The organism is Intestinirhabdus alba (assembly GCF_009711095.1).
Classification (GTDB): domain Bacteria; phylum Pseudomonadota; class Gammaproteobacteria; order Enterobacterales; family Enterobacteriaceae; genus Intestinirhabdus; species Intestinirhabdus alba.
On the sequence record NZ_WMJZ01000025.1, the window covers coordinates 56,210 to 68,325 of the forward strand.

At 58.0% G+C, this 12,116-nt stretch carries 9 protein-coding genes; 5 read left to right on the forward strand and 4 right to left on the reverse strand.

Translation table 11 applies throughout. The features are described 5' to 3' along the window. Positions 1-37: 37 nt before the first annotated feature. Entirely contained in the window at positions 38-1,405 is a 1,368-nt protein-coding gene (mpl, locus tag GJV78_RS16795; protein WP_155109419.1) for a UDP-N-acetylmuramate:L-alanyl-gamma-D-glutamyl-meso-diaminopimelate ligase, read from the reverse strand. Positions 1,406-1,580: 175 nt separating this feature from the next. On the opposite strand from mpl, the gene fbp reads away from it, so the two are divergent. After that, positions 1,581-2,579, forward strand: a complete 999-nt coding sequence (gene fbp / locus GJV78_RS16800) for a class 1 fructose-bisphosphatase (RefSeq protein WP_155109420.1) — start codon at positions 1,581-1,583, stop codon at positions 2,577-2,579. Between the two features lie 87 nt (positions 2,580-2,666). On the opposite strand, the gene licT is transcribed toward fbp, so the two are convergent. From licT to GJV78_RS16815, 3 genes are all read right to left on the reverse strand, one after another. After that, a complete protein-coding gene (licT, locus tag GJV78_RS16805; RefSeq protein WP_155109421.1) occupies positions 2,667-3,497 on the reverse strand; it encodes a BglG family transcription antiterminator LicT in 831 nt (276 codons plus the stop codon). A 405-nt stretch (positions 3,498-3,902) separates the two neighbouring features. Further along, entirely contained in the window at positions 3,903-5,207 is a 1,305-nt protein-coding gene (locus GJV78_RS16810) for an OprD family outer membrane porin (protein WP_407929062.1), read from the reverse strand. A 178-nt stretch (positions 5,208-5,385) separates the two neighbouring features. Then, positions 5,386-6,183, reverse strand: a complete 798-nt coding sequence (locus tag GJV78_RS16815; protein ID WP_155109422.1) for a histidine phosphatase family protein — start codon at positions 6,181-6,183, stop codon at positions 5,386-5,388. A 766-nt stretch (positions 6,184-6,949) separates the two neighbouring features. Between GJV78_RS16815 and surE the strand changes: the two genes are divergently transcribed. From surE to ppa, 4 genes are all read left to right on the forward strand, one after another. Then, positions 6,950-7,825: a 5'/3'-nucleotidase SurE gene (gene surE, locus GJV78_RS16820; RefSeq protein ID WP_155109429.1), complete on the forward strand. Its 876-nt coding sequence runs from the start codon at positions 6,950-6,952 to the stop codon at positions 7,823-7,825. A 76-nt stretch (positions 7,826-7,901) separates the two neighbouring features. Further along, positions 7,902-9,761, forward strand: coding sequence for a PTS beta-glucoside transporter subunit IIABC (gene bglF, locus GJV78_RS16825; RefSeq protein ID WP_155109423.1), 1,860 nt, complete (start codon positions 7,902-7,904; stop codon positions 9,759-9,761). A gap of 17 nt (positions 9,762-9,778) precedes the next feature. Then, positions 9,779-11,176: a glycoside hydrolase family 1 protein gene (locus GJV78_RS16830; protein WP_155109424.1), complete on the forward strand. Its 1,398-nt coding sequence runs from the start codon at positions 9,779-9,781 to the stop codon at positions 11,174-11,176. Between the two features lie 323 nt (positions 11,177-11,499). Beyond that, positions 11,500-12,030: an inorganic diphosphatase gene (gene ppa, locus GJV78_RS16835; protein WP_155109425.1), complete on the forward strand. Its 531-nt coding sequence runs from the start codon at positions 11,500-11,502 to the stop codon at positions 12,028-12,030. Positions 12,031-12,116 lie beyond the last annotated feature (86 nt).

Sequence of the window (12,116 nt, forward strand, 5' to 3'; positions counted from 1 at the left end):
ATCGCCGTCTGGCCGCATAGTAAAACAAATTTTTGGCTTATCGTTGAGCTTTTGCTGCAAGTTTATCCAGCAGCTTCTGATGGATGCCGCCGAAGCCGCCGTTGCTCATCACCAGAATGTGATCGCCCGGCTGGGCGGTTTTCACCACCATATCCGCCAGCGCATCCACATCGCTGCTCCAGTGGGCGGGCTGTACGCAGGCGTCGGCCACCTCGGAAACCTGCCACGGGATGTGCTGGGGCTGCAGCAGAAATACCTCATCGGCCCGTCCTAACGACGGTGCCAGATCGTCCTTACAGATCCCCATTTTCATGGTGTTGGAGCGCGGCTCCAGTACCGCGACGATCCGCGCGGTGCCGCCCACCTTGCCGCGCAGGGCGGCAAGGGTCGCCAGTATCGCCGTCGGGTGGTGGGCGAAATCGTCATATACGCTCACCCCGTTGGCTTCGCCGCGCAGCTCCAGGCGGCGGCGGGCGTTAACAAACGAACCGAGCGCGCGGGCGGCCTCGGCGGGCGCAACCCCCACGTGGCGCGCGGCGGCGATGGCCATCAGCCCGTTATGCATGTTGTGCTCTCCGACCAGCGACCAGTGCACTTCGCCCGCCTTCTCGCCGTCCAGCCACACTTCCCATGCGGAGGCGTCGGCGTTCAGTTTTTTCGCCTGCCAGTGGCCCTGTTCGCCCACCAGCTCCTGCTCGCTCCAGCAGCCCATCGCCATCGTCTGCTTCAGGTTAATATCGTGCTCAGGCCAGATAATTTTCCCCTGCCCCGGAACGATGCGCACAAGATGGTGGAACTGCTTCTGAATCGCCTTCAGATCATCAAAGATATCCGCGTGATCGAACTCAAGGTTATTGAGGATCAGGGTGCGCGGACAGTAGTGGACGAATTTGGAACGCTTATCGAAGAAAGCGCTGTCGTATTCATCCGCCTCAATGACGAAGAACGGGCTGTCGCCGAGTCGCGCGGAAACCGCAAAGTTGCCCGGCACGCCGCCGATGGCGAAGCCGGGCTTGTAGCCGCAGGCTTCGAGGATCCACGCGGCCATGCCGGCGGTGGTGGTTTTCCCGTGCGTACCGGCCACCGCCAGCACCCAGCGGTCGCGCAGCACGTAGTCGTGCAGCCACTGCGGACCGGACATATAGGGAATGCTTCGCTCCAGCACCGCCTCAACGCAGGGGTTGCCGCGGGACATGGCGTTGCCAATGATAACCAGGTCCGGCTGTGGATCGAGCTGGCCGGGATCATACCCCTGAATCAGCTCAATGCCCTGGTCCTCCAGCAGCGTGCTCATCGGCGGATACACGTTAGCATCCGAACCGGTTACCGTATGACCGAGCGAGCGCGCCAGCATTGCCAGACCACCCATGAAAGTGCCACAAATACCCAATATATGAATGCGCATACGTCACTGTCCTTTTGTCATCTGGTCGCCATTTTACGCACATGTCCGGCAACTGAGAAACGTATTTGAGGACAATCTGTTGTTTGCTGGCGCGATTCACCCAAGCGCAGGGGCTGAAATATTTGTTAAGATTAACGGGGTCCCTTTATTCCATACTCATTGCCGGGAAAGTGTTATGAAAACGTTAGGTGAATTTATTGTCGAAAAGCAGCACGAGTTCTCTCATGCCACGGGCGAGCTGACTGCTTTGTTGTCGGCAATAAAGCTGGGCGCGAAGATCATCCACCGCGATATCAACAAGGCCGGTCTGGTCGATATCCTGGGTGCCAGCGGTGCTGAAAACGTTCAGGGTGAGGTTCAGCAGAAGCTCGATCTGTTCGCGAACGAAAAACTGAAAGCAGCACTGAAGGCGCGCGATATTGTAGCGGGTATCGCCTCTGAAGAAGAAGACGAAATCGTCGTCTTTGAAGGCTGCGAGCACGCGAAATATGTGGTGCTGATGGACCCGCTGGATGGCTCTTCCAATATCGACGTTAACGTCTCCGTCGGCACTATTTTCTCTATTTATCGCCGCGTAACGCCGGTCGGCACGCCGGTAACGGAAGAGGACTTCCTGCAGCCGGGCAGCAAGCAGGTTGCGGCGGGCTATGTGGTTTATGGCTCCTCAACCATGCTGGTTTATACCACCGGCTGCGGCGTCCACGCCTTTACTTACGATCCGTCACTGGGCGTGTTCTGCCTGTGCCAGGAGCGGATGCGCTTCCCGGAGAAGGGCTTCACCTACTCTATCAACGAGGGCAACTATATCCGCTTCCCGAACGGCGTGAAGAAGTACCTTAAATTCTGCCAGGAAGAGGATAAAGCGACGCACCGCCCGTACACCACGCGCTATATCGGCTCGCTGGTGGCGGACTTCCATCGCAACCTGCTGAAAGGCGGTATCTATCTCTACCCCAGCACCGCCAGCCATCCGGAAGGCAAGCTGCGCCTGCTGTATGAGTGCAATCCGATGGCCTTCCTCGCCGAACAGGCGGGCGGTAAAGCCAGCGATGGCAAGGAGCGCATTCTGGACATCACGCCAACCAGCCTGCACCAGCGCCGTTCGTTCTTCGTCGGCAATAACCATATGGTTGATGACGTAGAGCGCTTCCTGCGCGAATATCCGGACGCCTGATCGCCGGAAACAGCGGCAGATCCGCGGAGGTTATCCCCGCCAGACCCGCCGTTTCCCACCGTCGGGCCTTAGCGCCCGGCGGCCCGCTCAGATCTCTTTGCGTACGCGCTCAATGTGAATGGCAAGAAACATCGTCTCTTCGGTGGTCAGCTCCCGCTGATACGTCTGCCGCAGGTGGCGCGCCACTTTTTCCGCACAGGCCCAGGCGCGCGGGTAGTTCTCCCTGACCGCACAGTGCAGCGAAGCGTCATCATCCGGCACCACCGTCCGGGTCAACATGCGCTGAGCGAAGAACTTCAGGTGGGTAACAAAGCGCTGATAGCTCAGCGTGTTGGTGTCGTACTCAAGGCGCAGCTGATATTTCACCAGGTTGAGGATCTCCTGCATCACCCGGGTGATATGCATCACCTCCGGCATTTCGCTGTTAAGCTGGGCGGTGACCAGGTGAAGCGCGATAAATCCCGCTTCATCTTCCGCCAGCTCAACCCCCAGCCGCCGGGCAATTATCGCCCGCGCCTCCTGCCCCAGCTCAAACTCACGCGGGTACAGGCGGCGGGTTTCCCACAGCAGCGCATTTTTAATCGCCAGCCCCTTTTTTTGTCGCTCGATGGCATAGTGGCAGTGGTCGGTCAGGGTGATGTAGAGGCTCTCCTGCAGCCTGCCCAGCCGCGAGCGCGCCAGCTCAATGATCCGGTCACAGGCGGTCATCACCTCCAGCGGGATCTGGCTCATCAGCTCGCCGAGCCGGCTGACCAGCTCATCGCTCTGCAGGGCGAACACCTTTTCTATGCGCGATTCATCCAGCGGATCGCCCGGTCGCTTCTGAAAGGCGATGCCGCGCCCCATCACAACCTGCTCATGCTGCCGGTCATCGAGAATCACAACGACGTTATTATTAAGGATTTTGGCTATGTTCATACGAACCCCAAAAAATAAAAAACCCGACCGTCGGCGGCTGCCGGAAATCAGGTTTTGCCTGCCAAATACGGTAACACTCTATCGTGCAATCTAACCGCTTATTTTATACCCATCATACTTCAAGTTGCATGTGCGTTGGCTTCGGGTTACTCGTCTCATCCATGAGACTCGCCCTGACGGGCCGCCGCTGCGCGGCGTTCAAATCTGCTCCGGGCAGAGTTGTCGTTCACCCCGGTCACTTACTCCGGTAAGCTTCCGGGGATTAATGAGAGACATGCCTGTCTCTCATCAGAGGCAGCCTGCGGCTGTTTAAAACGCGCTGCGTTTTGTCCTGCGACTCGAATTATTTAGGGTATACAATGCCGCGGCGAAAAACGTGATTGCGATCGCGGACTTTTTTATGGCTCAGAACAGGTCAAAGCGATACTCAATAATGACTTCCGATGACAGGGTATGAGTACGTGTGTAGTGGCCGTCGGTGAGCACCGGCGTTTTCCCGCTGCTTTTATAGGACCACCCAGGCCCAAACATCAGCCACACCGTCAGGTTTTTGAGCTGCGGATCGGCGGGCACCCAGCGGCTGAAGGCGCTGATCTCGCCGGTGCGCACGTGGTTCCCCTTATAGTTAAACTGCGCCAGATTTCCCGCCAGCCCGACGGCCAGCGTCGGGGTCAGCCTGTAGTCAGAGATGTTGGCCAGCACCAGCTCTCCGTCGCGCAGATAATCATCCCCGGCGTAGGCCATCGAGGTAAAGGTGCCGCGCGAGTTCTTGCTCATATGACGCGGATAAAAACCCACCTCGTGCGCCTTTTTCGCATCGGTATAGCCTATGCCCCACTTGCTGCTCCAGCGATCCGCTTTCCAGGTCGCATCGAGGGCAATATGCCAGGCGTTATTGTCAAAATCACGTTTTTTCGCCGGCATCGCCCGATAGTCGTCGAGGGCGCGGGTGGCGTACAGCTGCGTGCCAAGAGTCAGCCGGGGCAGAGGCCGGACGTGGGTAAAAAGCAGGTGGCGGCGCAGGTAGTTCGCGCTTTCGCCATAGCCGTACTGTACCTCCAGCTGCGGATGTTTCCACAGCAGATCGCCGGTGGCGAGATGGTCGATTTTACGCCCGGTGCCGGTCGTGAAGCGCTTTTTATCCGGTGAATTACGGTCCATGGCGCTTTCAACCCAGGCACCGCGCAGCGTCAAATCGCCATAGCTCACCGAGCCGCTCAGGCCGGAGTAGGTGGTGGGCGAAAGGCGCGTCGAGGTAGAGATAACGCCATAGTTCTTCAGCAACTGCCAGCCCCAGCGGGCGTGATACTGCATCTCCCCCAGCGCATACTTTAGCTTAAGGTTGCGCTGCCCAAATTTCGAATATCCGTCGGCGTTACTTTTCTTATTCCCGGTGCCGTTATTATACAGAACGCCGCGCGAGTTGAAATAATCGCTGGCACCCAGCTTCACGGCTCCGTAATAAACCACGTCAACGCCAATAAGATCATGAAAATAGCCGGAGCGGTAGTCTGCTGAAAAACCCTGGCCCCATGCGTTATGCACGGTCTTAGGGTTAGCGTTTTCCTCCTTTAGGTATTTCCAGTAATTCTTTGCTGACAGCGTTAAATGCGAATCCCTGAGGAAAGAATCGGCATAAAGACCACCGTTTAATTGTAATTTGCTACTTTCTTCCGCGGCCCATCCGGCCGCAGAGGTACTAAGCGTAATAACCGCTATGGCAATGCGCATCAGATTCATAGGTTTTCCCTGAGAACATTGAAGCAAGCGCTCACTTACAGAAGAAGCGATGCGTTCAGGATCCTGAAAATAAAATCAAACCGTGTTGGCGCGGTTTCCGGGCAAAACGTCGGCGGCACTCTTACCCGCAGCCCGGATAACCAGAGGGTTATTTACCCGCCAGCGCTTTTTTTCCTGCCTCGACGTACTTCAGCGTACCTATCTCAGGTACGCTATAACGCCCATCCTTGTAGATGATTTTCACCACCGCAGCGTTGGCAAGCGGCTTATTTTTATCTGCATTATCCGTTAGATCGGAGATCATGATCTGTATGGCGGTGCCGGATGAAATAACCAGAACGTTTTTATCTCCCGCCGCCTTCGCCCGGCTGATAATGTCGGTCAGCGCCGCCTGGGTGCGCCTCTTCACCTGCATATAGTTTTCCGTTAGCCCCATGGGATCGGCCTTCGCCAGCGCGTTCTGACTATCGCGCACCGGCAACGTGCCCGCCTTCATCGCGCGAAACAGCGCAGCAGCGTCGGACAGCCCCAGCTGACGCGCGGCCGCGCCGGCCATATCTTTGTTATATCCCCCCTCAAAGCCGCCGAAGAACGCCTCCCGCAGCCCCTCAAGCTCGTTAAGCTGATACCCGGTCACGCCCGCCTGTTTCAGCATAACCGCCATCGTTTCGCGCTGCCTGCCCGCATCGCTGCTGTAAAAACGATCGAAATGTACGCCCTTCAGCCCTTCGCCCAAATAGCGGGCCACCTGCCTGCCCTCATCGGTAAGCGGTGAGTCAACCCAGCCCTGCACGCGATCGAACGTATTTAATAAGGTCTTACCGTGGCGGACGAACCAGACGGTGACTTCATCATCAGACGAGGCGGTCGTTTTATTTTCCGCCATCAGCGACGGACTGGTCGCCGCGCTGGCGATAACCAGTAATGCGAGTAGCCATTTTTTCATCGGTCATGCTCCCTTTGTTTTTTTAAAGGCGCTAAAAACAAAAAAACCTACGCCCCTCTTCATGGTCATTAAGCGCTGACCGCGAAGAAAGTCGTAGGTTTTGCCTGTACAGACCATTACCCGCCATACTTCAGGCTGCCTGCCGCGCAGCGCGATTTTAAAAAGCCTTGCCCTTTCGGGCCTGCGCCTTTCAAAACGCTTTGCGTTTTGTCATGCAACGCGAATATGAGGGTATATCACCGTTCAGATGGTATTCAGAGGGCCGGGCGTTATATTCACGATAATCCCACGCAGCCAACGAAATACCGCCAGAAGACGACGGGTACAGTAACAATCCAGTAAGCGGGAACATAGCACTAATAATTTCCATTGACATCTAATTCATAATGCAGAAACAGATAATTGTGATCGTGTTCATATCATAAACAGCAGCGTTTTATTTATTGCAGCGGTGCTGTCAGACCGCCCGACTATTTACCGTTTATTACCTGACACTACGCAAAGCGTTTTAGCTGGTCCCGGAGGGGATAGGGACAGACGTATGGAAAATAACAATGCAGGTGATCGCTATCACACAAATTAGCGGACGCCTCTGGACGAAATCTATTACCGGGCGTATTTTCATAGCTGTCCCGGGATTGTTACTGGTTCAGGCAAAACCTAAGACACTTTTTGCAGCCGCGCTGCCAGAGGTGTCTTAGGTTTTTTTTTGCGCCGAATTCAGCTTGCGCCCTGCCCTCAATAAGGAGTCACGATGAAAATGAAAATGAAAATGAAATTTCTCGCCGCCGCCCTTCTCTCCACCTTTGCCCTGGCGACCTGCGCCGGAGCGGCACCGCTAACCATCCTGATTGTTAACGACGACGGCTGCGAATCGCCGGGCAGCGTTTCCTTACAGGAAAAGCTGGCGGCAAAAGGTTTTGACGTCTGGATGGTGGCACCGGCCACCAACCAGAGCGGCATCGGCTCCGCCATTACCTTCAGGCCCGGCGGAGTGTTTGAGGTGAAAAAAACGGCGGATAAACGCTACTGCTTCCCCGGTACGCCGGCCGACGCCGTCGATTTCGGGCTGCGGGGCATCCTGAAGAACAGCCCGCCGGACCTGGTGATCTCCGGCGTCAACGACGGGCCGAACACCGGCATGGCGCAGATCAATTCCGGCACCGTTAGCGCCGCGGCGCGGGCGGTGCGCTATGGCTTCCCGGCCATCGCCGCCAGTATCGGCTACCTCTTCACGGAGCAGGAGATGAAGAATAAATGGCCGAGCACCCGCCGCTACTGGCCCGATTCCGTCGATTACGTCGTCGGGCTGGTTGAAACCCTCAGCGCCGGGCGCGAACCGGGAAAGCCGCTGCTGCCAAAAGGCTCCGGGCTGAGCATCAACTACCCGCCGCTGGCGAAGGCGGATATCAAAGGCGTGCGCTACGTGGAAAATGAGATGTTCCCGACGCCGCAGATCGACTACGAGCTGACGGCTGACGGCAAGGCTCTCCAGCGCCTCAATCCGGCCGCGCTGGCGGCTCCCGGCGGCGACACCGACTCAGGCCTGCTCAGCCAGGGATACATTACCTGGACCCTTTTCGACGGCGCGTGGAACGCCCCGCAGTTTCAGGCGCAATACGAAGCGCGGCTGAAGCAGTAGCCCGGCGGGAGCGCCGCTGCCGGGGCGGGCATAACGGACGGTCGTTTTTTATCACAGCATGAAAACAGGAAGAAATATGAAATACGAAGAGCTGGCGGGCGACATTCTTCGTCACGTGGGGGGCCGGGACAATATCAGCAGCCTGATACACTGCGCAACCCGGCTTCGTTTTAAGCTCAGAGACGACGGTAAAGCCGACGCCGAAGGGCTGAAGGCCAACCCTGACGTGATTATGGTCGTCGAGAGCGGCGGCCAGTTTCAGGTGGTCATCGGCAACCACGTCCACGAGGTCTGGCTGGCGCTCTGTCAGGCGGCGGGCCTGAGCGATGACGCGCCGCCCCCGGCAAAAAAGCCGGAGGGCAAAAGCGGCCTGCTGGCCAGCTTTATCGACATGGTGTCGGGAATTTTCACCCCGTTTCTCGGCGTGCTGGCGGCCTGCGGGATACTGAAAGGCTTGCTCGCCCTGGGCCAGGCCAGCGGCTGGCTGGATGAGAGCAGCGGAACCTGGAAAATACTGTTCGCCGCCGGCGACGCCCTGTTCTACTTTCTGCCGCTCGTGCTGGGCTACACCGCCGGGAAGAAATTTGGCGGCAATCCCTTTTTAACCATGGTGATAGGCGGCGCGCTGGTCCATCCGACGATGGTTGACGCCTTCCGCGCCGCCGATGGCGCAGCGGAGACCTTTCTCGGCATTCCGGTTGTCCTGATCAACTACGCCTCGTCGGTGATCCCAACGATCTGCGCCGCCGGTTTCTGCTGCTGGCTGGAGCGCCAGTGCGACAAATTCATGCCCTCCGCGGTGAAGAACTTTTTTACGCCGCTGATCTGCCTGGCGGTCACCGTTCCGCTGACCTTTCTGGTTATCGGGCCGCTGGCAACCGGCCTCGGAGAGCTGCTGGCGGCCGGTTTTCGGGTGGTCTATCGGTTCGCGCCCTGGCTGGCTGGCGGCATACTCGGCGGCCTGTGGCAGGTCTGCGTCATCTTTGGCCTGCACTGGGGGTTAATCCCGCTGATGATGAACAATATGGCGGTCAACGGCCACGATCCGATGCTGGCAATCCTGCTGCCTGCGATATTTGGCCAGGTGGGCGCGGCGCTGGGCGTATTTATTAAGACCCGCGAACAGCGCCTGAAGGCGCTCTCCGGCTCGGCCGCGATCGCCGGCGTATTCGGCATTACCGAACCTGCCGTCTACGGCGTGACCTTGCCGTACCGCCGTCCGTTTATCTTTGGCTGCCTCGGCGGTGCCCTTGGTGGCGCAATTGTCGGCCTGAGCCAGAGCCAGGCCTACTCGTTCGGCCTGGCCAGCATCTTTACCCTGACCCAGACCATTCCGGCGAGCGGCGTTGACGCCACCGTCTGGGGGGCCATCGCCGGGGTGGGCGTCTCCTTCCTGTTTGCCTGCCTGATGACGATGATTGCCGGACTGCCTGCGGTGCCGACCGCGTCGTCCGCCGCCACGGCGGCGGCGAAGCACGATGACAATACGCTGCTGGCCCCGCTGAGCGGCGTCGCCATTCCCCTTGAAGCGGTGCCGGACGCCACCTTCGCCAGCGGGCTGATGGGCGCAGGAGCCGCCATTATTCCCTCTGAGGGAAAGGTAGTGGCCCCCTTCAGCGGCGAGATCGCCAGCCTGTTTTCCACCCGCCACGCCATCGGGCTGCTCAGCGACAGCGGGATCGAACTGCTGATCCACGTCGGCATTGATACCGTCAAACTTAACGGCGAGCATTTCACCGCCCACGTCAGGGAGGGCGACAGGGTTCAGCCCGGCGATCTGCTGATCGCCTTCGATCGCGAGGCCCTCCTTAGCAAGGGGTTCGATCTGAGCACGCCGATAATGGTGAGCAACAGCGATGAATACCGCGGGCTTGAGCACCGCTACTCGTCGCCTCACGTCCGCGCAGGCGACCCTTTCCTGTACATTAATCGCTAAAATTAAAGGATAAATTTATGAACACTACCTTTCCTGAGGGCTTTTTGTGGGGCGGCGCGCTGGCGGCAAACCAGGTTGAAGGGGCATGGCGGGAGGATGGCAAAGGCATTTCCACCTCGGATATGCAGCCGAACGGCATCTTCGGCGAGGTTGTGGCGAGGCGCGAAGGCGAGCACAGCATCAAGGATGTCGCCATCGACTTTTATCACCGCTACCCCGAGGACATCGCTCTGTTCGCAGAGATGGGCTTCACCTGCTTACGCATTTCCATCGCGTGGACGCGCCTCTTCCCTCAGGGGGACGAGGAGGAGCCAAACGAAGCGGGGCTGGCCTGGTATGACAAGCTTTTTGACGAACTGCTGCGCCATAACATTCAGCCGCTGGTCACTCTGTCGCACTACGAGATGCCGTGGGGGCTGGTTGAAAACTACGGCGGCTGGGGCAATCGTCAGGTTATTACCTTCTTTGAGCGCTACGCCCGCTGCGTCTTTACCCGCTATCGGCACAAGGTAAAGCTGTGGCTGACCTTTAATGAAATTAATATGTCGCTGCACGCGCCGCTGACCGGCGTCGGCCTGCGGGCGGGGTGCAGCCAGGCGGAGATCTATCAGGCGATCCATCATCAGCTGGTGGCCAGCGGTCTGGCGGTAAAAGCCTGCCGCGAGCTGATCCCGGACGCCAGAATCGGCAATATGCTGCTGGGGGGGCTGACCTATCCGCTTACCTGCAAGCCCGCCGACGTTTTTGCCACCCTGCAGGACAATCGCCGGTGGCAATTTTTTGGCGACGTGCAGTGCCGCGGAGCGTATCCGGGCTATATGCGGCGCTATTTCCGTGAAAACCACATCGACCTGGAGATTACGCCGCAGGATCGCGAGGCGCTGGGCCATACCGTAGACTTTATCTCCTTCAGCTATTACATGACCGGCTGCGTGACGGCCGACGCCGGGCTGGTGGAAAAGCTGCGGGGAAATATTCTCGACATGGTGCCAAACCCGCACCTTGAAAGCTCGGAGTGGGGCTGGCAGATCGATCCGATCGGCCTGCGTACGCTGCTGAACATTCTCTGGGATCGCTATCAGAAGCCGCTGTTTATCGTGGAAAACGGGCTGGGAGCGCAGGATAAACCCGATCGCGACGGCCGCATCCATGACGACTACCGCATAAGCTATCTTAACGATCATCTGGTCCAGGTACGGGAGGCCATTGAGGACGGCGTTGAGGTGATGGGCTACACCTCGTGGGGTCCCATCGATCTGATTAGCGCCTCGAAGGCGGAAGTGAATAAGCGGTACGGCTTTATCTATGTCGATCTGCAGCAGGATGGCTCCGGTACGCTTTCGCGCAGCCGGAAGGAGAGCTTTTACTGGTATCAGAAGATCATCGCCAGCCGCGGGGCGCTGCTGACATCCTGAGGCGGCCCGACGCTGTCGACGGAGAGGTTACCGAATACGCTGCCGTCGTTCGCCGGGGCGACGTTGATTTTCCCCGTCGGCCGCCTTTCCTGGCGCAAAGGTTTAACACATCGCCCTCCCCTCCGATCGACAGTCGTTAAGTTCAGGCGGGCCGGCGACGTTACGCCGGTGAAAAAGGCGGCGACGGCGAGGCGTTTCACCGCCGCGGAAAGGGGTGGAAAAGGCGGCGGGAAGGGCCGCTTCCCAAAAACAAGCGGAGACATTCGGCACGAGTTGGCTATAATACTCGCCACTTGTTTGCCACACATTTTAAGGAAACAGACATGAGCTTACTCAACGTCCCTGCGGGTAAAGATCTGCCGGAAGATATCTACGTGGTTATTGAGATCCCGGCGAACGCAGACCCGATTAAATACGAAGTTGACAAAGAGAGCGGCGCGCTGTTCGTAGACCGTTTCATGTCCACCGCCATGTTCTATCCGTGCAACTACGGCTATATCAACCACACCCTGTCTCTGGACGGTGACCCGGTTGACGTGCTGGTTCCGACGCCGTATCCGCTGCAGCCCGGCTCCGTGATCCGCTGCCGTCCGGTGGGCGTGCTGAAAATGACCGACGAATCCGGCGAAGACGCCAAGCTGGTCGCGGTTCCGCACACTAAGCTGAGCAAAGAGTACGATCATATTAAGGATGTGAACGACCTGCCGGAGCTGCTGAAAGCGCAGATCACCCACTTCTTTGAGCACTATAAAGATCTCGAAAAAGGCAAATGGGTGAAGGTAGACGGCTGGGATAACGCTGAAGCGGCAAAAGCAGAAATTATTGCCTCCTTCGAACGCGCTCAGAAAAAGTAAGCAAGCCGAAACCGTTAAAGGCAGGGCAAAGGCTCTGCCTTTTTACTGAGAGCGTTCAGAATTCTGTGTCACGTTAAAAATGCTAC